At 55.4% G+C, this 20,583-nt stretch carries 24 protein-coding genes; 7 read left to right on the top strand and 17 right to left on the bottom strand.

Annotation, left to right across the window (positions count from 1 at the left end; all coding sequences use genetic code 11):
- Window positions 1–21: 21 nt before the first annotated feature.
- The gene (locus RRF55_RS19720; RefSeq protein WP_002882865.1) at window positions 22–570 is read right to left on the bottom strand and encodes a helix-turn-helix domain-containing protein; all 549 of its coding nucleotides are present in this window, start codon (window positions 568–570) and stop codon (window positions 22–24) included.
- A gap of 99 nt (window positions 571–669) precedes the next feature.
- Here RRF55_RS19720 and RRF55_RS19715 point away from each other — a divergent pair, with 99 nt between their 5' ends.
- Both RRF55_RS19715 and RRF55_RS19710 read left to right on the top strand, forming a co-directional pair.
- Complete coding sequence (locus RRF55_RS19715) at window positions 670–1,329, top strand: AzlC family ABC transporter permease (protein WP_064153643.1); 660 nt, start codon at window positions 670–672, stop codon at window positions 1,327–1,329.
- Entirely contained in the window at window positions 1,329–1,652 is a 324-nt protein-coding gene (locus RRF55_RS19710; protein ID WP_002882863.1) for an AzlD domain-containing protein, read from the top strand. The genes RRF55_RS19715 and RRF55_RS19710 overlap by 1 nt, the downstream gene beginning before the upstream one ends.
- Here RRF55_RS19710 and RRF55_RS19705 read toward each other — a convergent pair.
- The 9 genes from RRF55_RS19705 to fdhD form a co-directional block, all read right to left on the bottom strand.
- Complete coding sequence (locus RRF55_RS19705; protein ID WP_002882862.1) at window positions 1,649–2,242, bottom strand: AAA family ATPase; 594 nt, start codon at window positions 2,240–2,242, stop codon at window positions 1,649–1,651. The genes RRF55_RS19710 and RRF55_RS19705 overlap by 4 nt on opposite strands.
- Window positions 2,239–2,676, bottom strand: a complete 438-nt coding sequence (locus RRF55_RS19700) for a PTS sugar transporter subunit IIA (protein WP_002882861.1) — start codon at window positions 2,674–2,676, stop codon at window positions 2,239–2,241. Before RRF55_RS19700 ends, RRF55_RS19705 begins: the two co-directional genes overlap by 4 nt.
- Before the next feature lie 9 nt (window positions 2,677–2,685).
- The gene (locus RRF55_RS19695) at window positions 2,686–2,955 is read right to left on the bottom strand and encodes a hypothetical protein (RefSeq protein WP_002882858.1); all 270 of its coding nucleotides are present in this window, start codon (window positions 2,953–2,955) and stop codon (window positions 2,686–2,688) included.
- A gap of 58 nt (window positions 2,956–3,013) precedes the next feature.
- On the bottom strand, window positions 3,014–3,856 hold the full coding sequence (locus tag RRF55_RS19690) for a class II fructose-bisphosphate aldolase (RefSeq protein ID WP_002882856.1): 843 nt from the start codon (window positions 3,854–3,856) through the stop codon (window positions 3,014–3,016).
- Window positions 3,843–5,210: a PTS sugar transporter subunit IIC gene (locus RRF55_RS19685; protein WP_064153644.1), complete on the bottom strand. Its 1,368-nt coding sequence runs from the start codon at window positions 5,208–5,210 to the stop codon at window positions 3,843–3,845. The genes RRF55_RS19690 and RRF55_RS19685 overlap by 14 nt, the downstream gene beginning before the upstream one ends.
- Window positions 5,203–5,517 carry a PTS sugar transporter subunit IIB gene (locus tag RRF55_RS19680; RefSeq protein ID WP_004151864.1) on the bottom strand — a complete coding sequence of 105 codons (315 nt, stop codon included), beginning with the start codon at window positions 5,515–5,517 and terminating at the stop codon, window positions 5,203–5,205. The genes RRF55_RS19685 and RRF55_RS19680 overlap by 8 nt, the downstream gene beginning before the upstream one ends.
- A gap of 11 nt (window positions 5,518–5,528) precedes the next feature.
- Window positions 5,529–6,509, bottom strand: coding sequence for a 6-phosphofructokinase (locus RRF55_RS19675; RefSeq protein WP_002882831.1), 981 nt, complete (start codon window positions 6,507–6,509; stop codon window positions 5,529–5,531).
- Window positions 6,510–6,911: 402 nt separating this feature from the next.
- Complete coding sequence (locus RRF55_RS19670; protein ID WP_002882830.1) at window positions 6,912–7,124, bottom strand: YdgH/BhsA/McbA-like domain containing protein; 213 nt, start codon at window positions 7,122–7,124, stop codon at window positions 6,912–6,914.
- Between the two features lie 128 nt (window positions 7,125–7,252).
- Window positions 7,253–8,089 carry a formate dehydrogenase accessory sulfurtransferase FdhD gene (gene fdhD / locus RRF55_RS19665; RefSeq protein WP_002882828.1) on the bottom strand — a complete coding sequence of 279 codons (837 nt, stop codon included), beginning with the start codon at window positions 8,087–8,089 and terminating at the stop codon, window positions 7,253–7,255.
- A gap of 156 nt (window positions 8,090–8,245) precedes the next feature.
- Here fdhD and fdnG point away from each other — a divergent pair, with 156 nt between their 5' ends.
- From fdnG to fdhE, 4 genes are read left to right on the top strand one after another with little or no spacing between them, the layout of a single operon-like run.
- On the top strand, window positions 8,246–11,296 hold the full coding sequence (gene fdnG, locus RRF55_RS19660; protein ID WP_085921749.1) for a formate dehydrogenase-N subunit alpha: 3,051 nt from the start codon (window positions 8,246–8,248) through the stop codon (window positions 11,294–11,296).
- 12 nt (window positions 11,297–11,308) lie between these two features.
- Window positions 11,309–12,211 (top strand): formate dehydrogenase subunit beta, encoded by a 903-nt coding sequence (gene fdxH, locus RRF55_RS19655; protein WP_002882822.1) that lies wholly within the window; start codon window positions 11,309–11,311, stop codon window positions 12,209–12,211.
- A complete protein-coding gene (fdoI, locus tag RRF55_RS19650) occupies window positions 12,208–12,843 on the top strand; it encodes a formate dehydrogenase cytochrome b556 subunit (protein ID WP_002882818.1) in 636 nt (211 codons plus the stop codon). The genes fdxH and fdoI overlap by 4 nt, the downstream gene beginning before the upstream one ends.
- Window positions 12,840–13,769, top strand: a complete 930-nt coding sequence (fdhE, locus tag RRF55_RS19645; protein WP_004150358.1) for a formate dehydrogenase accessory protein FdhE — start codon at window positions 12,840–12,842, stop codon at window positions 13,767–13,769. Before fdoI ends, fdhE begins: the two co-directional genes overlap by 4 nt.
- 173 nt (window positions 13,770–13,942) lie before the next feature.
- Here the strand turns inward: fdhE and RRF55_RS19640 are convergent, their stop codons facing one another.
- Window positions 13,943–14,326 (bottom strand): type II toxin-antitoxin system VapC family toxin, encoded by a 384-nt coding sequence (locus RRF55_RS19640; protein WP_002882817.1) that lies wholly within the window; start codon window positions 14,324–14,326, stop codon window positions 13,943–13,945.
- Window positions 14,326–14,568, bottom strand: coding sequence for a CopG family transcriptional regulator (locus RRF55_RS19635; RefSeq protein ID WP_004150355.1), 243 nt, complete (start codon window positions 14,566–14,568; stop codon window positions 14,326–14,328). The genes RRF55_RS19640 and RRF55_RS19635 overlap by 1 nt, the downstream gene beginning before the upstream one ends.
- Before the next feature lie 204 nt (window positions 14,569–14,772).
- On the opposite strand from RRF55_RS19635, the gene RRF55_RS19630 reads away from it, so the two are divergent.
- Window positions 14,773–15,690 carry an alpha/beta hydrolase gene (locus RRF55_RS19630; protein WP_012737090.1) on the top strand — a complete coding sequence of 306 codons (918 nt, stop codon included), beginning with the start codon at window positions 14,773–14,775 and terminating at the stop codon, window positions 15,688–15,690.
- Window positions 15,691–15,703: 13 nt separating this feature from the next.
- Here the strand turns inward: RRF55_RS19630 and fabY are convergent, their stop codons facing one another.
- From fabY to typA, 5 genes are all read right to left on the bottom strand, one after another.
- Window positions 15,704–16,645: a fatty acid biosynthesis protein FabY gene (gene fabY / locus RRF55_RS19625; RefSeq protein WP_012543287.1), complete on the bottom strand. Its 942-nt coding sequence runs from the start codon at window positions 16,643–16,645 to the stop codon at window positions 15,704–15,706.
- A gap of 44 nt (window positions 16,646–16,689) precedes the next feature.
- Window positions 16,690–17,127 (bottom strand): D-aminoacyl-tRNA deacylase, encoded by a 438-nt coding sequence (dtd, locus tag RRF55_RS19620; RefSeq protein WP_002882809.1) that lies wholly within the window; start codon window positions 17,125–17,127, stop codon window positions 16,690–16,692.
- Window positions 17,124–17,984 carry a virulence factor BrkB family protein gene (locus RRF55_RS19615; RefSeq protein ID WP_004146232.1) on the bottom strand — a complete coding sequence of 287 codons (861 nt, stop codon included), beginning with the start codon at window positions 17,982–17,984 and terminating at the stop codon, window positions 17,124–17,126. Before RRF55_RS19615 ends, dtd begins: the two co-directional genes overlap by 4 nt.
- Window positions 17,978–18,577: a glucose-1-phosphatase gene (yihX, locus tag RRF55_RS19610; RefSeq protein WP_004151865.1), complete on the bottom strand. Its 600-nt coding sequence runs from the start codon at window positions 18,575–18,577 to the stop codon at window positions 17,978–17,980. Before yihX ends, RRF55_RS19615 begins: the two co-directional genes overlap by 7 nt.
- A 134-nt stretch (window positions 18,578–18,711) precedes the next feature.
- Window positions 18,712–20,535 (bottom strand): ribosome-dependent GTPase TypA, encoded by a 1,824-nt coding sequence (gene typA / locus RRF55_RS19605; RefSeq protein WP_002882755.1) that lies wholly within the window; start codon window positions 20,533–20,535, stop codon window positions 18,712–18,714.
- Between the last annotated feature and the right edge of the window lie 48 nt (window positions 20,536–20,583).

Raw genomic sequence — 20,583 nt, 5'->3', positions numbered from 1 at the left:
GCGTCCCCCGCCGACGCGATGTCAGTTTTGCTCAGCGATCAGCAGGGCCTGCGTATCCGGCTCCAGCGCCTGAAAAACATGCTCCTGATCCGCCGGGTAGCAGATATAGTCGCCCTCGCCGAGCTCTTCCGGCGCCGACGTCAGCCCTACCCGCGCCCGCCCCTGGGTGACGATAATATGTTCCACCGAGCCTGGCGGATGCGGATGCGAAATGCGGTCGGCGCCGGGCTGGGTGAGCAGCAAATAGATGTCCCGACGCGCGCCGGGCGGACAGGCGGCCAGCAAAATGGCCTGATAGTTCGCCTGCTCTGCCACCACTTTGGTCCCCTCGCCGCGGCGGATCACCTGCGTTTTGTTCACCTGCGGCTCAAGCAGCCTGGCAAATGGAATATCCAGCGCTACGCAGAGCGACCACAGCGTTTCCAGACTCGGGTTGCCGTTGCCGGACTCCAGTTGCGATAGCGTGGATTTTGCGATACCCGCCCGACGCGCGACTTCCGCCAGCGAAAGCCCGGTCCGCGCCCGCTCCCGCACCAGACTTTTGGCGATAACGCTGATTGGCTGTGTCATACCCGCCCCTTGTTTTTTATATCGAACAATTCGTTCGCCTTGAAAAACGATCATTATGTGTTCATTATAATGGAAATTCGTTCGATATGGCTAAGTGATATGAAACAAACTCTCTCCAGTCTCAGCGGAGACACGATAAAAGCGATTGTTTTGGTCTGCCTTGCCGTCGGGGTGGTGGGCATGTCCTATGGGTCGCTGGCGGTGGCTTACGGCTTCCCTTTATGGGTGCCGCTCTTGCTTTCGGTGTCCGTGCTGGCAGGCGCTTCTGAATTCATGTTTATCGGCATTGTCGCCAGCGGTGGTAGTCCGCTGGCCGCCGCCGCCGCCGGCCTGTTAGTCAATGCGCGTCATATCCCGTTCGGGGTGACCGTACGCGAACTGGTTGGTCGGCGCGCCTTAGGCTTTATCGGATGCCACATTATGAACGACGAGAGCGTGGTCTTTGGCTTGTCGCAGCCCACCCCCGCGCAGCGCAAAGCGGCCTACTGGCTGTGCGGCGCTGGCGTCGCGCTGATCTGGCCCCTCGGTACGCTAACCGGCGCGGCCGTCGGCAAACTGCTGCCAGCGCCGGAAACCATCGGGCTTGATGCGGTCTTCCCGGCGATCCTGCTGGCGCTGGTGATCCCGGCCTTTAAAAACCGCACTACGCTGATCCGCGCCGCCAGCGGCGCCGCGCTGGCGCTTGCCGCCGTACCGTTTGTGCCCACCGGGCTGCCGGTGCTGCTTTCGCTGTTCGGTTTACTGTCGAGGAAAAAATAATGGGCAATATGACGCTGTTTATCGCCGGTATCGCCATCCTGTCGCTGGGAACCTATCTGATGCGCCTCGGCGGCGCGAAGCTCGGCAATCGGCTGGCATTTTCCGAGCGCTCGCAGGCGCTGCTTTCCGATGCGGCGACGGTGCTGCTTTTTTCCGTCGCCCTGGCCACCACTTTCTATGAGGGCGCACATTTCGCCGGTATGGCGCGCGTTCTGGGCGTTGCTTTCGCTGTGTTCCTCGCCTGGCGCAAGGTCCCGCTGATCGGCGTGATTATCGCCGCCGCCGTGGTGACCGCGCTGCTGCGCCTGGCGGGTATGCCCTAGGACGAGTAAGCGTAATCTGTAAAACCGCTGTGCTGTCCGGCGATCGTGCCTTCAAGCCACTGAATAACCGGTTCGATTTGCAGCGGGTGCCGCTGGTCTATCGTCAGTACAGGTCCTAACGACATGGGCTGCGCCCGCCCGGCCAGCTGGGCCAGCTCCGGCAAATACTCTTCTCCGGGGTGGCCCGGCGGCCGCGTCGCCAGCCGCGAGGCATAGCGCGCGACGGCCAGCTCCGGAGAGATATGGTTCCAGACCTCAATCACCTGCTCCACGCCCGCCTGCTGTAGCAGTCTCTGCAAGGTCTCCCGCGGCTGAAAGCCGAACCAGGCGTCGATCAACCAGACCATGCTGGCAGGCGATGCGCCGACAATCGACCAGATCACCTCATACGCCGCGCAGCCCAGCTGGCGATTCATCGGCCGGTCGACAGGGGCCAGGCGCGCCATAAACGGCTCTTTGATGCCGTCGATCGTCAATACCGGCAGGCTAAAGGTCTCCGCCAGCAAACGGGTAATGGTGCTCTTCCCCGACGCCGGAATGCCGTTGATTAAAATGGCCGTTTTGCAGCCTGGGGTCAGATGTCTGTTCATAGTAATGCGACAACCTCCTCCCGGCTGCGGGCCGTCCGCAGTTTGGCCATGGTGTCATTATTATCCAGCAGCGCGACGATGGAACGGATGCCCTCCTCGATATGCGCATTGCTGTCCCGGGCGCCAAACATAATAACAATGTCCGCTTTTTCACTGTCCGCAAAGGGAATAGGCTTTTCCAGCACCACCAGGCTAAAGCAGTTGCGTCTGACGCCGCATTCGGGGCGGGCATGGGGGATGGCAATCCCTTCATCAAAAACGTAATAAGCGCCATGATTTAAAGTATTGTCGATCACCGCCTGGCTATATTCCGTCGAAATAAAGCCTTTTGCCTCCAGCGGGCGGGCAGCCAGCTTTATTACCCGCTGCCAGTCGGACTCCACAACGCCAACCTGAATGGCATCGGCCTCAATAAGCAGTTCTTTTATGGTCATTCTCTGTTCCTAGATATTGCGGCGAATAATATTGCGTAAATTATCAATCTGCAGAAACAGCGCATCGATATCCTGCCGGTGGCTCTTACTTTTGGCATATACCGATAATGCCCGGTTGTAAGTCAACATCAATGTTTTTTGCACGTCGCTATTATCGGGCTGGCGCTGTAATTCGCCTTCCAGTCTGGCGATCTCTTCCGCCAGCTGACGGGACTGTTGATCATAATCCTGCAGCGGGTTTTGCTCTTTTTTCCACAGCGTTTTCAATGATTCAAACATAGCAAGCTCCCTCCCTGGCGGAAGACAGGGCAACAAAAGATATGTGTCGGTAAAAACGCTATTTAAATAGCGCCATTTTTTCCATTAATACGGCAGTCACTGCCTGGTTGGCGGGAATTAAAAATTTCCGTACGCTGTCATTTACTTTTCCTTTCTCAAACGTTGATTTACAGCGATCGACCCACTGCACGTTCATTTCCGTTCCGACGTTCACTTTATTAATCCCTTCGGTGACGGCCAGCCGCATATCCTCATCGCTGACACCTGTGCCGCCATGCAGGACCAGCGGCACGCCCGTCGCTTCGCTTATCGCCTTCAGCCGCGCATGCTGTATCTGCGCTTTACCTGTGTACAGGCCATGCACAGTGCCCACGGAGACGGCCAGCATATCGACCTGTGTCTCCTTCACAAAACGCGTCGCGTCTTCGACGGTAGTAAAACAGATATCTTCGGCAGCCACCGCTTTTCCATCCTCTGACCCGCCGATCGCCCCCAGCTCACCTTCTACCGTAATATTCCGCGGCCGGGCCATTTCCACCACAATCCGCGTGTTACCGATATTTTCCTCGAGGCTTAAGTGAGACCCGTCGTACATCACCGAAGAAAAGCCCGCATTCATTGCCGTCTCGATGGCTTTAATATCGGAGCAGTGATCGAGATGCAGGCAGGTCGGGATATTTTCACTGTCTGCTAATGAACGCACGGCATCGACCAGTAACCGATACCCCAGATACTCTGCGGTACCGGTTGATATTTGGATCATTAATGGGCTGCGGCTGTTTTGCGCGGCTTTGAAAAAAGCCGGTAACATCTCAATACAGTGCAAGTTAAACGAGCCAATCGCTTTAAAATCTCTTTCCTGAGCGATTTTTAAAATCTCATTAAAATTATACAGACTCATGAACACTTTCCCCTTTCGGCTTAGCGGATTTAACGTTTACAAACCATGCCAGTGCGGCGACAAACACAATAAACAAGGCGACAAAGAGCCAGTTATTCTGGAAGGCGTGGCCTAATACCAGACCGGAGCTGATGACGTCTGAATCGCTGAAGGTGACGCCCGTAAAGCCGTAGCTCTCCAGCATGGGTACCAGAATGGCCGGCAGAAATGTGATAAACAGGCCGTGAATCACCCCGCCGATCATCGCCCCGCGACGTCCGCCCAGCGCATTGCCAAATACCCCTGCCGTACCGCCGGCGAAAAAGTTGGTTAACAGCCCGGGGAGAATCATCGCCAGGCCGAACATCGGGAAAACCAGCATGCCGATAATCGAGCCGACAGTCGTTGCCAGAAATCCAACAATCACCGCATTCGGCGCATAGGGAAATAGCACCGGGCAATCGAGAGCGGGCTTTGCATCCGGGACAATACGCATCGCGATACCGCGAAAAGCCGGCACCAGCTCATTGAGTAATAAACGCACGCCGCTATAGAGGACAAAGACCCCGGCGACAAACTGAATGGACTGCATGAAGGCATACATCAGGTAATTAATGCCGCCGGAGAACTGCGCGATGTACTGAGGCCCCGCCGCGATAGCCGGGATGAGATACATCGGCACCATCACCACCGCCATGGCCAGATAGGTATCCTGCAGAAACTTAAAGTTATCAGGCAGTTCGAGATCTTCCGTGGAGCGAGAGCCTTTTCCGACAACTTTAGCGACCGCAGCCTGCACCAGATAGCCGATAGTACAGAAGTGCCCCAGGGCCACATCGTCAGACCCGGTAATGCGCCTGACCACCGGCTGCGCCAGGGCCGGCATTAACACCGCCATCACGCCGCCGAAGATGCCCCCGGTTAAAATCAGCGGTACGCCGGTGAGCCCGGACTTATAGCCAATCACGGCGCCGATCGTCGCCATCCACAGCAGCGCCTGGCCGGTCAGAAAAATATATTTCAGCGGCGTCAGACGGGCGATAATAATATTGACGGCAAAGATCACCAGCAGCGTCAGCGCCACCTCCGAACCTAATTCCCGATTCGCTAACCCGGCGATGGCGGCCACATCGGTAATATAGCCTTTCATGCCAAATCCCTGGGTGAAGATATCATTCAGGAAGGTCAGCGTGGCGACAATGATGTTTATCCCGGCCATCATAATTAAGAAACCGAGCAGCGTTTTAAATGTCCCTTCCGCGGTTTTGCCTGGCGATTTCTTTTGCAGGATCAGGCCAAGCATGGCAATAAAAGCAATAAGAATGGATGCCTGGCCGAGTAAATCCTTAACGATAAACGCAACGAAGCTATTCATAATCAGCCACCTTCAGATGACGTTCTTTTAAGAATGCGACGATCTTAGTTTCAATCTCCTCTTTATCAGTAAGTTTATTCAATACCACGACACGTTTAATTTCTTCTTCACTGGCATCGGCGGTTAAGATGTCGGCAAAGGTTTTTTGCGTCAGAATCATATCCGATTTAAAAGCCCCAGCTTCGGAAACGGTGGTGTGTTCAATATGAGCGGGAATTTCCAGCTTCTTTAAAACTGCCTTCGCCGTCATTTCAATGGCAAAGCTTGAACCGAGGCCGCAGCCACATACGCATAAAATTTTCAGCATGGAGGGTCTCCTCAAATAATATTGAGTTGCTTGGCAAGTTTATAATGATGTCCTTCAGTATCGACCAGACGTTTTTTCATACTGACTAAATCAATCGGAATAGGTTTGTTACTGGAATTAATTATTATGGCTTTATTTTTCATACCTGACTGAATACAGCGAACCACTTCACTGGCCATAATAGTGCCCTGATAAATCTCTTCGCAGGTTGGATCACCGCTGCGTAAACCATAGCCGACGATCGTTTTACGGATACGGACACCTATTTGTGGTTCCAGCTGTTTAATCATGGTATCAATCGCCCCCTGAAAGCCGGGAGAGTACTCTTTGGTATAGCCTTCTGAGCAGAGGATAACGACGCTATTCTGCGTACTCAGCTTCCGGGTAATCCGTTCCGCGAGCACGGCCAACGGCATCTGTGCCTCCGGGATCAGGGCAATATCCGCATTACATTTAATGGCGGACTGCAACGTTAGTTCTCCACAATAGCCTCCTAATATCTCAACCATAAAAACCCGACCGGGCAGCGCTCTTCCGGTATTTCTTAAACGAGAGACTTCTTTAATAATTTGCTCACAGGCCGTGGAAAAACCAATCGTATAATCACTGCCATACACATCATTATCGATAGTCATTCCCACACCAAAGCAATTAATCTCAAATTCACTAAGGGTATTCAGAAACTGCAGGCTGCCATCCCCCCCGGCCATAATGAGCACATCAATACGCAGAGATTTAAGTTTTTTAGCAATGCTTTCATATTCACTGCGCTGCAGTTTGCGACTGGTTCGCCCCGAGGTAATGATCGGCACCGCGGTAATTGAATAATCAACCAGATCGCGCCACGCCATATCCTGATGACTTTTCTCCAGTAGCCCTGGAATACCGCCATTAAACAGCGTGATATCAGCATTAGCCTGCCTGGCTATCTGGAATATAAAATTATTCATTCCAGAAACATCCCCGCCGCTAATAACGATACCAATTTTCATGACGCATCCTCGCTCATTTGCCTGACAACATTTTTCCCTGAGTACAAGCCTTCTATTTGCAATGAAGATCACATAATGCGTATTAAATTACCGCAGTGAATAGTTGACAGGTACGGCGAAACACCTATTTTTGTGATACATATCCCATTTAAAGAGAGTGATCTCCATCGCTTTCTGTTTTTAATATCTTTAAATTTCATGGCGTTAAAAAATCGAGATATTCAGGCGTGCTGACCTTTCCTTTGCCATAAAAAGGAGGATTTAAGAAAAGAACGGAAACGTGATTAGTGCCACATTTTTTTCGTAGCAGAGGAAAATATTGGCAAATTTCGCAGAGACGGGAAGCGGAAAACAAAAACAAAAAAAGCGCCCTGAGGCGCTCTTTCGACAGTTGCTATACGCTTATTTGTTCAGTTCGGCAGTCATATGCACGCGGTTGCCGGTAAACGCTTCGGTGATTTTGTAAGACGAAGCGCCGGCAGCCTGCGCCTGTGCGGCGATTTTCGCTTCCGCGCCGTCCATTGTGGAGGCGGTTGCGGTCACGGTTTCAGCAGCGAAGGAAGCGAAAGAGGCGGCCATAGCGATTACTGCGACAAAAGTTTTGATGCTTTTCATGATATAAACCCTTTCATTTAGTTGTTTAGATAAGGCGCTGTGCCTTGATGTGTTAAATAGTATCCCGCACATCGCTAAACAAAAAGCGGAAGGATTTGCTGTCATTGTTCAAATTTATTGACCAATATTTAACCCGCAATTAAACGCTGCGGATGGGTGTAAACTGTCGCCCTGCCCGGCTTGCAAAAGCCCACCAGCGTCAGATTGCAGCGCTCGGCAACTTCCACTGCTAAGGTGGTGGCCGCCGAGACCGCGAACAGGATCTCGACGCCGCACATCGCCGCCTTCTGCACCATTTCATAACTGGCGCGGCTGGAGACCAGCGCGGCGCCATGCTGCCACCCCTCGCCGACTTCCGCCCGCCGGCCCAGCAATTTATCCAGGGCGACATGCCGGCCAACGTCTTCAAACCCGCCCGCCAGTTCGCCCGTCAACCGGACCCACGCGGCCGCGTGAGTACAGCCGGTGAGCCGGCCAACCGGTTGAAAGTCGTTAAGATGCGCCAGGGCCTGATCGAGATTGGCTAAATCGAACGACTGAGTGAACGGCAGCGGCTGGACCGGCTTACCAATATCATTGAGCTGCTCGACGCCGCATACGCCGCAGCCGGTGCGCCCGGCCAGCGCGCGACGCCGGGCTTTGAGGCCCATAAAACGCCGGCTGGAGAGCTCAATCTGCACCTCAAGGCCGTTGCACACCGCTACCACGTCCATGCCGAAAATCTCCCGCCGGTGCTCGATAATCCCTTCGGATAAGGAGAAGCCGACGGCGAATTGCTCCAGATCTTTCGGGGAGGCCATCATCACCACGTGGGAGATACCGTTGTAGACCAGCGCGACGGGCACCTCTTCCGCTAACTCATCTGGCTGAGGGTGTTGCAGATCCTCGCGTTTCCAGAGGGAGACCTGGCGATATCCTGTGACATTCGTCACATTTTTGATTTGTTCGAGAGGCTTCTTGTTCACTTTGCTTTAACCGTATTGGAACAGGCATACACACAATGTGGTATTCTGTTTTTATCCCTTCAGGAATGAGGGAAATTTGCCCTAATTCTGAACCTTTGCGGCCTTCACCGCAAAGCAAATAACTACATGTGACAATGTCGAAACAAGGAGCGAACCATGCAGGTCAGCAGAAGGCAGTTCTTTAAGATCTGCGCTGGCGGTATGGCGGGAACCACGGCAGCAGCGCTGGGCTTTGCCCCGGCAACTGCGCTCGCGGAGACACGGCAGTACAAATTGCTGCGCACGCGCGAAACCCGTAACACCTGCACATACTGTTCTGTCGGCTGTGGGCTGTTGATGTATAGCCTCGGCGACGGCGCGAAAAACGCCAAAGCATCCATTTTCCATATCGAAGGCGATCCGGATCATCCGGTCAACCGTGGTGCGCTCTGTCCGAAAGGGGCTGGTCTGGTGGACTTTATCCATTCTGAAAGCCGCCTGAAATTCCCGGAATATCGCGCGCCAGGCTCCGATAAATGGCAGCAAATCAGTTGGGACGAAGCGTTCGATCGCATCGCCAAGCTGATGAAAGAGGACCGCGACGCCAACTTTATCGCGCAAAACGACGCCGGCACCACCGTCAACCGCTGGTTGACTACCGGGATGCTCTGCGCCTCCGCCTCCAGTAACGAAACCGGCTATTTAACGCAAAAATTCACCCGCGCCCTCGGGATGCTGGCGGTGGATAACCAGGCGCGTGTCTGACACGGACCAACGGTAGCAAGTCTTGCTCCAACATTTGGTCGCGGTGCGATGACCAACCACTGGGTTGATATTAAAAACGCCAACCTGGTCGTAGTGATGGGCGGTAACGCCGCAGAAGCGCATCCGGTGGGGTTCCGCTGGGCGATGGAAGCCAAAATTCATAACGGCGCCAAGCTCATCGTTATCGATCCGCGCTTTACGCGTACGGCGTCGGTGGCTGATTTCTATACCCCGATTCGTTCCGGTACCGACATTACCTTCCTGTCGGGCGTGATCCTGTATCTGCTGAATAACGAAAAATTCAACCGCGAATACACCGAAGCCTACACCAACGCCAGCCTGATCGTGCGTGAGGACTATAGCTTCGACGACGGGCTGTTCAGCGGCTATAACGCAGAAAAACGCCAGTACGACAAAACCAGCTGGAACTATGAGCTGGACGAAAACGGCTTCGCCAAACGCGATACTACGCTGCAACATCCGCGCTGCGTCTGGAACCTGCTGAAGCAGCATGTTTCCCGTTATACCCCGGATGTGGTCGAAAACATCTGCGGTACGCCGAAGGCCGACTTCCTCAAAGTCTGTGAATACATTGCTGAAACCAGCGCGCCGGATAAGACCGCATCGTTCCTGTACGCTCTCGGCTGGACCCAGCACTCCATCGGTGCGCAGAATATCCGCACCATGGCGATGATCCAGCTGCTGCTCGGCAACATGGGGATGGCGGGCGGCGGCGTCAACGCCCTGCGCGGCCACTCCAATATCCAGGGTCTGACCGACCTCGGCCTGCTCTCCACCAGCCTGCCAGGCTACATGTCGCTGCCGAACGAAAAACAGGCCGACCTGCAGACCTACCTGACGGCTAACACGCCGAAGCCGCTGCTGAAAGACCAGGTCAACTACTGGGGCAACTATCCGAAGTTCTTCGTCTCCATGATGAAAGCCTTCTTCGGCGACAAAGCCACCGCGGAAAACAGCTGGGGCTATGACTGGCTGCCGAAGTGGGATAAGAGCTACGACGTTCTGCAGTACTTCGAGATGATGAATCAGGGCAAAGTGAATGGCTATATTTGCCAGGGCTTTAACCCGGTCGCCTCGTTCCCGAACAAAAACAAGGTCGTCGCTTCCCTGTCGAAGCTGAAGTTCCTCGTGACTATCGACCCGCTCAATACCGAAACGTCCACCTTCTGGCAAAACCATGGTGAGTCGAACGATGTCGATCCGGCGAAAATCCAGACCGAAGTGTTCCGTCTGCCCTCCACCTGCTTCGCCGAAGAGAATGGGTCTATCGTCAACTCCGGCCGCTGGCTGCAGTGGCACTGGAAAGGCGCGGACGCCCCGGGGATCGCCGTCACCGATGGTGAAATTCTCGCCGGTATCTTCACTCGCCTGCGTAAGATGTATGCCGAAGAGGGTGGCCCGGCGCCGGAGCCGGTGCTCAACATGACGTGGAACTACTCCACGCCACACGAGCCGGCATCGGAAGAAGTGGCGATGGAAAGCAACGGTAAAGCGCTGGCGGATATCACCGACCCGGCAACCGGCGCGGTGATCGTCAAGAAAGGCCAACAGCTGAGCTCCTTTGCGCAGCTGCGAGATGATGGCACCACCTCCAGCGGCTGCTGGATCTTCGCCGGGAGCTGGACGCCGGAAGGTAACCAGATGGCGCGCCGCGATAACGCCGATCCATCCGGTCTCGGCAATACCCTGGGCTGGGCCTGGGCCTGGCCGCTCAACCGCCGCATCCTGTATAACCGCGCCTCCGCGGACCCGCAGGGTAAACCGTGGGATCCGAAGCGTCAGTTGCTGAAATGGGACGGCGCCAAATGGGGCGGCGTGGATATTCCGGACTACAGCGCCGCCGCGCCTGGCAGCGACGTCGGTCCGTTTATCATGCAGCCGGAAGGGATGGGCCGTCTGTTCGCTATCGACAAGATGGCGGAAGGACCGTTCCCGGAACACTACGAGCCGTTTGAAACGCCGCTCGGAACCAACCCGCTGCACCCGAACGTGGTCTCTAACCCGGCCGCTCGCGTCTTCAAAGGCGATCTCGAGCAGATGGGTAAGGCCGAGAAGTTCCCGTACGTCGGCACCACTTACCGTCTGACCGAGCACTTCCACTACTGGACCAAGCATGCGCTGCTTAACGCCATCGCCCAGCCGGAACAGTTCGTAGAGATCGGGGAAAAACTGGCGAATAAGCTCGGCATCGGCCACGGCGATACCGTGAAAGTTTCCTCCAACCGCGGCTATATCAAAGCCAAGGCGGTGGTGACCAAACGTATTCGCACGCTGAAAGTTGACGGTAAGGATATCGATACCATCGGCATTCCTATTCACTGGGGCTATGAGGGCGTGGCGAAAAAAGGCTTTATTGCCAATACCCTGACGCCGTTCGTCGGTGATGCGAATACGCAGACGCCGGAGTTCAAAGCTTTCCTTGTGAACGTGGAAAAGGTGTAACGGAGACGACTTATGGCTTACCAATCGCAAGATATTATTCGTCGTTCCGCGACTAACGGTTTCACCCCCGCGCCTCAGGCGCGGGACCACCAGCAGGAGGTGGCGAAGCTTATCGACGTCACCACCTGTATCGGCTGTAAAGCCTGTCAGGTGGCCTGCTCCGAATGGAACGATATTCGTGATGAAGTCGGTCACAATGTCGGGGTGTATGACAACCCGGCGGACCTGACCGCCAAGTCATGGACGGTCATGCGCTTCTCGGAGGTGGAACAAAACGACAAGCTGGAATGGCTCATCCGCAAGGATGGCTGCATGCACTGCGCGGACCCGGGCTGCCTGAAGGCCTGCCCGTCAGAAGGCGCGATCATTCAGTACGCCAACGGCATTGTCGACTTCCAGTCCGAGCAGTGCATCGGCTGCGGCTACTGTATCGCCGGCTGTCCGTTCGATGTACCGCGTCTGAACCCGGAAGACAACCGCGTCTACAAATGTACCCTGTGCGTAGACCGCGTGACCGTCGGCCAGGAGCCTGCCTGCGTGAAAACCTGTCCGACCGGCGCAATCCACTTTGGCTCCAAAGAGGATATGAAAACGCTGGCCGGCGAACGCGTGGCTGAGCTGAAAACCCGCGGTTATGACAATGCGGGCCTGTACGATCCGGCCGGCGTCGGTGGCACCCACGTCATGTACGTGCTGCACCATGCCGACAAGCCGAATCTGTACCACGGCCTGCCGGAAAACCCGGAGATCAGCCAGACCGTCAAGTTCTGGAAAGGCATCTGGAAACCGCTGGCGGCCGTCGGCTTCGCCGCGACCTTCGCAGCCAGTATCTTCCACTACGTCGGCGTCGGTCCGAACCGCGCGGAAGAGGAAGAGGACAATCTGCATGAAGAGAAAGACGAGGTGCGCAAATGAAAAGACGTGACACCATCGTGCGCTACACGGCGCCGGAACGCATCAACCACTGGGTCACCGCCTTCTGCTTCGTCCTGGCGGCGGTGAGCGGGTTAGGCTTTTTCTTCCCGTCCTTTAACTGGCTGATGCATATCCTCGGCACGCCGCAGCTGGCGCGAATTCTCCACCCGTTCGTCGGGGTGGTGATGTTCGCGTCGTTTATCATCATGTTTTTCCGTTACTGGCATCACAACCTAATCAATCGGGATGATATCTTTTGGGCGAAGAATATTCGTAAGATCGTCGTCAACGAGGAGGTGGGCGATACCGGGCGCTATAACTTCGGCCAGAAATGCGTATTCTGGGCGGCGATTATCTTCCTGGTACTGCTGCTGGTGAGCGGTGTGATCATCTGGCGTCCGTATTTTGCGCCGGCTTTCTCAATCCCGGTGATCCGATTTGCGCTGATGCTGCATTCATTTGCCGCAGTGGCGTTAATTGTGGTTATCATGGTGCATATCTACGCCGCCCTCTGGGTGAAAGGCACCATTACCGCGATGGTGGAAGGCTGGGTTACCAAAACGTGGGCGAAGAAACATCACCCGCGCTGGTACCGAGAGGTCCGCCAGAAACAGGAAAAGTCATCTGAATGAGTATTCGCATAATCCCGCAAGACGAGCTGGGTTCGAGCGAGAAACGCACGGCGGAAGCAATTCCGCCGTTACTGTTCCCCAGGCTGAAAAATCTGTATAACCGCCGCGCTGAACGCTTGCGCGAGCTGGCCGCTAATAACCCGCTAGGCGATTACCTGCGCTTTGCCGCGCTGATTGCCCATGCCCAGGAAGTAGTGCTGTACGACCATCCGCTGCAGATGGATCTCACCGCCCGCATTAAAGCGGCCAGCGAACAGGGCAAGCCGCCGCTGGATATCCACGTCCTGCCGCGCGACAAGCACTGGCACAAGCTGTTGCACTCGCTGATTGCCGAGCTGAAGCCGGAGATGAGCGGCCCGGCGCTGGCGGTCATTGAGAATCTGGAAAAAGCCTCTGAGCAGGAGCTGGAGCAGATGGCCAGCGCGCTGTTTGTTTCCGATTTCGCCTCCGTCAGTAGCGACAAAGCGCCGTTCATCTGGGCTGCGCTGTCGCTCTACTGGGCGCAGATGGCCAGTCTGATCCCAGGAAAAGCGCGCGCCGAATACGGCGAACAGCGCCAGTTCTGCCCGGTGTGCGGCTCGATGCCGGTCTCCAGCATCGTGCAAATCGGCACCACTCAGGGGCTACGCTATCTGCACTGCAACCTGTGCGAAACTGAGTGGCACGTAGTACGCGTCAAGTGCAGCAACTGCGAGCAGAGCCGCGACCTGCACTACTGGTCGCTGGACAACGAGCAGGCGGCGGTGAAAGCCGAAAGCTGCGGCGACTGCGGAACCTACCTGAAGATTATGTATCAGGAGAAGGATCCGAAAGTCGAAGCCGTCGCCGACGATTTGGCCTCCCTGGTGCTCGACGCCCGCATGGAACAGGAGGGCTTCGCCAGAAGCTCAATTAACCCGTTCATGTTCCCCGGCGAAGGGGAGTAAGTTCTGCAGTATGATTTCGGGCGGCTCTTGTCGCCCGTTTTCCTTCTTGTGACACGAACGTGCGCAGGGATTATTCACACGCGTCACTGACCGTTATCAGAGGCCAACCTTTGGCTGGAGATATTCGTTTCAGACGAGTCTGTCGCTCACTTGTCGTCCTCCTGCCACTCGAATTATTCAGGGTGGATTTCGTACGGCGTGACTACGCCAGGAATACCGGCAAAATCCTTCGTATTCCGCGTAATTAGTTCCAGACGATGGAGTTGCGCCGTCGCCAGAATGATGGCATCCGGCAGCTTAAGCTTATACTCCTGCCGCAGCGCAACGCTTCGCTCTGCAATATCCTGTGAGATGTTAATGATATTAAAGGTGCTCAGCGCCATTCGCGTGCGCTGCTCCTGGTGATATTTTTTAGCGCCAACCATCACCTCCATCCAGGTAATCAGACTGATCGCATTCTGCGGTGGCCAGGCCTCCAGCGCCTGTTTGGCTTCGCGACGCCCGCTAAATAAATCAATAAGAATATTGGTATCAAAAAGCGCAGATCCGGAGGTCATTACCACTCCTTGCGTAGCTGACGTTGATATTCCATGCCGTCTTCTTCGCAGTCTTGCCACAGACCCAGCGCACTGGAGATGGTATCTTTAGCTCGATCTTGTTTCTCCAGGTATTGTTCAACCGCTTCACGTAACAGTTCCGCTCGCGGAATGTTACGCTGCACTTTGAGGTCATCGAGACGTTGAATGACATCGTCTGATAAATCGAGAAGAATTCTGCCCATATCCCTTTCAGCCATCATGCTCATATATACCTCAAGTATATCACCAGTGATGAAGTTATGAGCAATCTACAGCTTTTGAAATCGGAAACAAACAGGATTTTGTCAGGTAAACTCTTTTTTGCGAGCCGCTTTCCATAATGCACAGGCGACCTCAACAGGCCTGTCTTTTCGCCATAATCCAGGTTATAACACTGGATATTAAAACAGTATAAGGAACTTCATATGGCGCTGGAAAAAGGGATTGCTTCGCTGGTTGAGGCATTTATTGCGGCAGGTCGTCCGTCATCACGCGATCAGCATATTGATGATCGGAGGGCCGGCTATATCGCCAGTGCGGTACTCGCCGGGGAGACGGAAACGCGAGTGCGGGTGGAGGATATCACCCTGGAGGGTATGCACTTCCGCGTCGTTTCACCGCCCACTGCCGACGGCCTGCTACCCACGCTTATCTACTACCACGGCGGCTGTTTTGTCAGCGGCGGCTTTACCACCCACGATAACCAACTCCGTCAGTTAGCCATGTTCAGCGGTTGCCGGGTGATCGCTGTACAGTACCGCCTGGCGCCGGAGCATACCTTTCCGGCGGCGCACGATGACGCAGAACAAGGTGTCATGATTATCCACCGGCACGCGGAGCAGCTTGGCGTTGACGCATCACGTATCACCCTGGCTGGCGACAGTGCCGGCGGGCACCTCGCTCTGGTCACGGCCCTGCGCCTGAAAGCGAAAGCGGCGTGGCAACCCGCGCAACTGATCCTGATTTATCCGATGCTTGACCCCACCGCCAGCATGGCGAGCTACCTCAGCAATGGCGATGACTATGTGATTACCCGGGACACGCTACTGAGCGGCTACGAAATGTACCTCGCCTCGACGCCGGCAAACCATCCGGATGCCTGTCCGCTCTGGCGCGAAGATTTTAACGGGCTGCCACCGGTACACATTCTGACGGCGGAGTTCGATCCTTTACGTGATGAGGGCGAAGTGCTGTACCGAAGGCTGACGGAGCAAGGGGTGGAGAGTTCCTGTCAGCGCTATCTGGGGGTGATCCACGGCTTCTTTCAGCTGGGAGGCGTCAGCAACGCCGCGCGTGATGCCATGCGGGATATCGCCTGGCGTGTGGCATCGCCAGGACGATAACTGCCGCAGGCGCTTACTCTTCCTCGTTGCCGCCCTCTTCGTACGAACCAAAGGGCTTCGCCGGCAGCACGATGTAGATCCCCTCGAAAACGGCGCCCTGTTTATCGTCGCCAAAAAGCTCCACCTGCATTTGCACGCGGGCTTTACGCCCGCGCGCCAGTCGGTCGAGATCGCCGCTCAGAGAACCGAGGTCGGCGATGGCGCTGGGGCGGCCGCTAATGGGCTGGCTGTAACGAATATGCGCATCCGCCAGAATAATGGTGCCTCCCAGATGCCGCTCGCGCAGCATCAGCCAGATAAGCCCCCATCCGGTTAAGGTAGCGAGCGAAAACAGGCTGCCGGCGAACAGCGTATGGTGCGGATTCTGGTTCCCCGCTTCCGGCATGGTGGTTATAAATTTCTGCCCGGTGTACTGCTGAATGCGTACGCCCATTTTTTCACTCAGCGGGATATGCTGATACCACGCCTGCTGGAGCTGCGCGCACCAGTCGCCACGGTGCAAAATATCGTCCAGCGACGCGATCGGTTTGATCATCAGAAAATGACGGATCGGCGTGGTGGTCGGGGTAGTGATCTCCCCCTGATTCACAAAGCCCAGCTTGGCGAAAAACTCCACCGCATCTTCGCGCGCGCTACAGGTGACCCGCTTAACCCCTTCCTGACGCGCTACCGACTCCAGGGTCATCGCCATCAGCGTCCCCAGCCCTTTATCCTGCACCGAGGGATGAACGGCCATAAAGCGAATGGAGGCTTCATTTTCCGCATTGATATACAGTCGGCCGACGGCAACCAGATTGCCCTCTTCATCCACCACCATCTGATGATGCGCCATCGCATCCCAGGCGTCGCGTTCCGATCCTTTTGGCTGATGCAGCGGCTTACGCAGCATCTCCCAGCGGAACTGGTAGTAGCTCTCTAACTCTTCTGCTGTTTGCGGTACACGAAGGTGATACATAGTCGTACTCTCTTTTGTTACCCGCAGCCTGCCCGGAAGCTGGGTCATACCTGCAACCAAAAGGTCACGGGACCATCATTGACCAAAGAAACCTGCATATCCGCAGCGAATCTTCCGGTCTGGGTGTGCATTTCCTGCTGGCGACAGCGGGCGACGAAATACTCATACAGCGCCTCAGCGCGGTCAGGGGCAGCGCCTTTCGAGAAGCTCGGTCGCATCCCCCGCTCGGTATCGGCCGCCAGCGTAAATTGCGAAACCACCAGCACGCTGCCGCCCGCCTGCTGGACATTCAGGTTCATTTTCCCTTCCGCATCACTGAAGATGCGGTAGCCCAGCACGCGTTCACAAAGGCGATTCGCCTTTTGTTCATCATCGTCTTTCTCGACGCCCAGCAGCACCAGAAGCCCCGGGCCAATTTCGCCCGTCACCTCGTCCGCCACGGTAACGCTTGCACGGGATACGCGTTGAATTAATGCAATCATGGTTGTTCTGTTTCTTCTGTTTTAAGTTTGCGGTATTCACCGAGAGTGACAGTAATTTCAGCGCCAAGCAAGACGATACACCAGGTCCAGTACACCCAGACGAACAAAATCGGCACCACCGAAATCACGCCATAAATTAGCTGATAGGACGGAAAGGTGGTGATATAGAGGGCAAACGCCTTTTTACCTGCCTCAAACAGCAGCGCCGCCACCAGCGCCCCGATCACCGCGTCGCGGTTACGTACCTGGGTTGTCGGTACAATACTATAGAGCAGCCAGAACGCTGCCCAGGAGAGGATCAGCGGAAATAGGCGGAGCAGATTATCAATTACGCCGTCCAGGTCGCTTGCCCAGCGCAGCGACAGCAGATAGGAACTGATCGCCAGGCTGGCGCCCGCCAGCAGCGGGCCGAGGGTCAGGATCATCCAGTAAACGGCAAAGGAATAAACTTTGGGGCGGCTGCGCGTGCTGCGCCAGATGGTGTTTAGCGCGCTGTCGATCGAGTACATCAGCAGCAGCGAGGTGACGATCAGGCCAAAGGCGCCTACGGCGGTCATGCGGCTGGAGTTGGCCACGAACTGCTCGATATATCCCTGGATTACATCCCCGGTCGCCGGAATAAAATTGGCGAAGATAAAATGACGGATCTGCACGCTGACTTCGGAGAACATAGGAAAGGCCGCAAACAGCGCGAACACGACGGCAATCAGCGGCACCAGGGACAGTAATGACACATAGGCGAGGTTCCCCGCCAGGGTGGTCATATGGTCTTCATCAATGCGCCGCCACAGCAGCTTTAGCCACGCCAGCAGCGGCCGGGTATGGTGGAGTAATTTTTGATGAACGGTTTTTAGCATAGCTGTTTCGCGAAATAGTCAGGGATGGTCTCCTTACCAGTCACCAGGATACTGGTGATCCCCAACCGGTTGGCCCCTGCTATATTATCGACGTTATCATCAAAAAAGACCGTATCTGCGGCGGAAAACCCCTCTTCTTCCAGTACTCGCAGATAAATTTGCGCTTCAGGCTTACGCAATCCCATCTCCTGCGACAAATAAATGCGATCGGCGGCCGCGCGCACTTCCGGGTATTCATCGGGCCAGAACGTGGTGTGCAGACGATTGGTATTGGAGAGCACCACCACCCGATGCCCCTGGGCACGAAGTTTATGCATGATGGTAATCACCTCCGGGCGCAGCGCGACAAACACCGCCTGCCAGCCGTGAGCAAACTGTTCATAGCTGAGGGGCATATTCATTTCATGGCACATGGCGGCGGCAAAGTCTTCATCGCTGAGCTCGCCGCGCTCATGCTGATGGAAAGCCTCACCCATGGTGAAATGCTGCTTCAGCGTCGCCAGCGGGATGCGGGTTAAATCGCTCCAGGCTCCCAATACCCGGTTGAAGTCAATGTCGACAATCACATTACCTAAATCAAAGATATAGAGCATTTTTGTCTCCTTCCGCGCCGTGGAAAATTAACTTTAGCGGGAAAGGCTGGATTTGACTATTGGCGTGTGATGCAGGAATGAAAAAAAGAAACCCCGCCGGTGAGGCGGGGTTTAGCGAACAACAAGAAGAAAAATTACTCTTCTTTTGCACCGCGCATCGCGCGTTTACGGTCGTTCTCGGTCAGGTGACGTTTACGGATACGGATAGAGGTCGGAGTAACTTCTACCAGTTCGTCGTCATCGATGAACTCCAGAGCCTGCTCCAGGGTCATCTTAACCGGCGGAACCAGAACCGTGGCTTCGTCAGTACCAGACGCACGCATGTTGGTCAGTTTCTTACCGGTCAGGCAGTTTACCGTCAGGTCGTTGGAACGGCTGTGAATACCGATGATCTGGCCTTCGTAAACTTCAGCGCCGTGGCCGAGGAACAGCTTACCGCGATCCTGCAGACCGAACAGCGCGAACGCTACCGCTTTACCCTGACCGTTGGAGATCAGTACGCCGTTGTTACGCTGGCCCACTTCGCCCGGACGAACGTCGTCGTAGTGGCTGAAGGTGGAGTACAGCAGACCGGTACCGGAGGTCATGGTCATGAACTCTGAACGGAAGCCGATCAGACCGCGGCTTGGGATCACGTAGTCGAGACGTACGCGGCCTTTACCGTCCGGATTCATGTTTTTCAGGTCGCCTTTACGCTCGCCCAGCGCCTGCATGACAGAACCCTGGTGCTGCTCTTCGACGTCCAGCGTCACGTTCTCGAACGGCTCTTGTTTACGGCCGTCGATTTCGCGGAAGATAACTTTCGGACGGGAAACCGCCATCTCGAAACCTTCACGACGCATGTTTTCAATCAGAACGGACAGGTGCAGTTCACCACGGCCGGAAACGCGGAACGCATCAGCGTCTTCGGTTTCTTCAACGCGCAGCGCCACGTTGTGCACCAGCTCTTTATTCAGACGGTCCAGGATCTGGCGAGAGGTAACGAACTTACCTTCTTTACCGCAGAACGGAGAGGTGTTGACGTTGAAGAACATGGAAACGGTCGGCTCATCAACGGACAGGGCCGGCAGCGCTTCGACATTCTGCGGGTCGCAGATGGTGTCGGAGATGTTCAGCTCGCCCAGACCGGTGATCGCGATGATGTCGCCAGCTTCAGCTACGTCGCTCTCAATTCGCTCCAGACCCAGGTGAGTCAGCACTTTACCGACTTTACCGTTACGGGTTTTGCCTTCGCTATCGATGATAGTGACCTGCTGGTTCGGCTTCACTTTACCGCGCTTGATGCGGCCGATGCCGATAACACCAACGTAGTTGTTGTAGTCCAGCTGGGAGATCTGCATCTGCAGCGGACCGTCAAGATCAACGTCCGGCGCCGGCACGCGATCGACAATCGCCTGGTACAGCGGGGTCATGTCGTCAGCCATGTCTTCGTGATCCAGACCCGCGATACCGTTCAACGCGGACGCGTAAACGATCGGGAAGTCCAGCTGTTCGTCGGTCGCATCGAGGTTAACGAACAGGTCGAACACCTGATCGACAACCCAGTCCGGACGCGCGCCCGGGCGGTCAACTTTGTTGATGACCACGATCGGCTTCAGACCGTGGGCAAAAGCTTTTTTGGTCACGAAGCGCGTTTGCGGCATCGGGCCATCAAAGGCATCTACCACCAGCAGCACAGAGTCAACCATGGACATAACACGCTCAACTTCACCTCCGAAGTCGGCGTGCCCTGGGGTATCAACGATGTTGATACGGTAATCATTCCATTTGATTGCGGTGTTTTTCGCGAGGATGGTAATCCCACGCTCTTTCTCCAAATCGTTGGAGTCCATCACACGTTCTTGTGCTTCAGTACGTGCGTCGAACGTACCGGATTGCTGTAGCAGCTTGTCAACCAGGGTAGTTTTACCATGGTCAACGTGCGCGATGATGGCGATATTACGCAGATTTTCGATCACAACTTTGCCTCAGGCATTAGAAATAGCGCGTTATTGTACACGTATTAA

The sequence above is a fragment of the Klebsiella sp. K47 genome (genome assembly GCF_051858335.1).
GTDB lineage: Bacteria > Pseudomonadota > Gammaproteobacteria > Enterobacterales > Enterobacteriaceae > Klebsiella > Klebsiella pneumoniae.
Note: the sequence above shows the minus strand (reverse complement) of the source record. Positions and strands in the feature narration are given on the sequence as shown.

What these genes read in the sequence shown, in the direction of transcription:
- dtd (WP_002882809.1), bottom strand. Translation starts at nt 17,127, where the DNA reads ATGATTGCATTAATTCAACGCGTATCCCGTGCAAGCGTTACCGTGGCG.
- fabY (WP_012543287.1), bottom strand. Translation starts at nt 16,645, where the DNA reads ATGTATCACCTTCGTGTACCGCAAACAGCAGAAGAGTTAGAGAGCTAC.
- RRF55_RS19630 (WP_012737090.1), top strand. Translation starts at nt 14,773, where the DNA reads ATGGCGCTGGAAAAAGGGATTGCTTCGCTGGTTGAGGCATTTATTGCG.
- RRF55_RS19670 (WP_002882830.1), bottom strand. Translation starts at nt 7,124, where the DNA reads ATGAAAAGCATCAAAACTTTTGTCGCAGTAATCGCTATGGCCGCCTCT.
- RRF55_RS19680 (WP_004151864.1), bottom strand. Translation starts at nt 5,517, where the DNA reads ATGCTGAAAATTTTATGCGTATGTGGCTGCGGCCTCGGTTCAAGCTTT.
- fdoI (WP_002882818.1), top strand. Translation starts at nt 12,208, where the DNA reads ATGAAAAGACGTGACACCATCGTGCGCTACACGGCGCCGGAACGCATC.
- RRF55_RS19695 (WP_002882858.1), bottom strand. Translation starts at nt 2,955, where the DNA reads ATGTTTGAATCATTGAAAACGCTGTGGAAAAAAGAGCAAAACCCGCTG.
- RRF55_RS19710 (WP_002882863.1), top strand. Translation starts at nt 1,329, where the DNA reads ATGGGCAATATGACGCTGTTTATCGCCGGTATCGCCATCCTGTCGCTG.
- RRF55_RS19640 (WP_002882817.1), bottom strand. Translation starts at nt 14,326, where the DNA reads ATGACCTCCGGATCTGCGCTTTTTGATACCAATATTCTTATTGATTTA.
- RRF55_RS19635 (WP_004150355.1), bottom strand. Translation starts at nt 14,568, where the DNA reads ATGATGGCTGAAAGGGATATGGGCAGAATTCTTCTCGATTTATCAGAC.
- fdxH (WP_002882822.1), top strand. Translation starts at nt 11,309, where the DNA reads ATGGCTTACCAATCGCAAGATATTATTCGTCGTTCCGCGACTAACGGT.
- RRF55_RS19685 (WP_064153644.1), bottom strand. Translation starts at nt 5,210, where the DNA reads ATGAATAGCTTCGTTGCGTTTATCGTTAAGGATTTACTCGGCCAGGCA.
- RRF55_RS19700 (WP_002882861.1), bottom strand. Translation starts at nt 2,676, where the DNA reads ATGACCATAAAAGAACTGCTTATTGAGGCCGATGCCATTCAGGTTGGC.
- RRF55_RS19675 (WP_002882831.1), bottom strand. Translation starts at nt 6,509, where the DNA reads ATGAAAATTGGTATCGTTATTAGCGGCGGGGATGTTTCTGGAATGAAT.
- RRF55_RS19720 (WP_002882865.1), bottom strand. Translation starts at nt 570, where the DNA reads ATGACACAGCCAATCAGCGTTATCGCCAAAAGTCTGGTGCGGGAGCGG.
- fdhE (WP_004150358.1), top strand. Translation starts at nt 12,840, where the DNA reads ATGAGTATTCGCATAATCCCGCAAGACGAGCTGGGTTCGAGCGAGAAA.
- RRF55_RS19715 (WP_064153643.1), top strand. Translation starts at nt 670, where the DNA reads ATGAAACAAACTCTCTCCAGTCTCAGCGGAGACACGATAAAAGCGATT.
- RRF55_RS19615 (WP_004146232.1), bottom strand. Translation starts at nt 17,984, where the DNA reads ATGCTAAAAACCGTTCATCAAAAATTACTCCACCATACCCGGCCGCTG.
- RRF55_RS19690 (WP_002882856.1), bottom strand. Translation starts at nt 3,856, where the DNA reads ATGAGTCTGTATAATTTTAATGAGATTTTAAAAATCGCTCAGGAAAGA.
- yihX (WP_004151865.1), bottom strand. Translation starts at nt 18,577, where the DNA reads ATGCTCTATATCTTTGATTTAGGTAATGTGATTGTCGACATTGACTTC.
- RRF55_RS19705 (WP_002882862.1), bottom strand. Translation starts at nt 2,242, where the DNA reads ATGAACAGACATCTGACCCCAGGCTGCAAAACGGCCATTTTAATCAAC.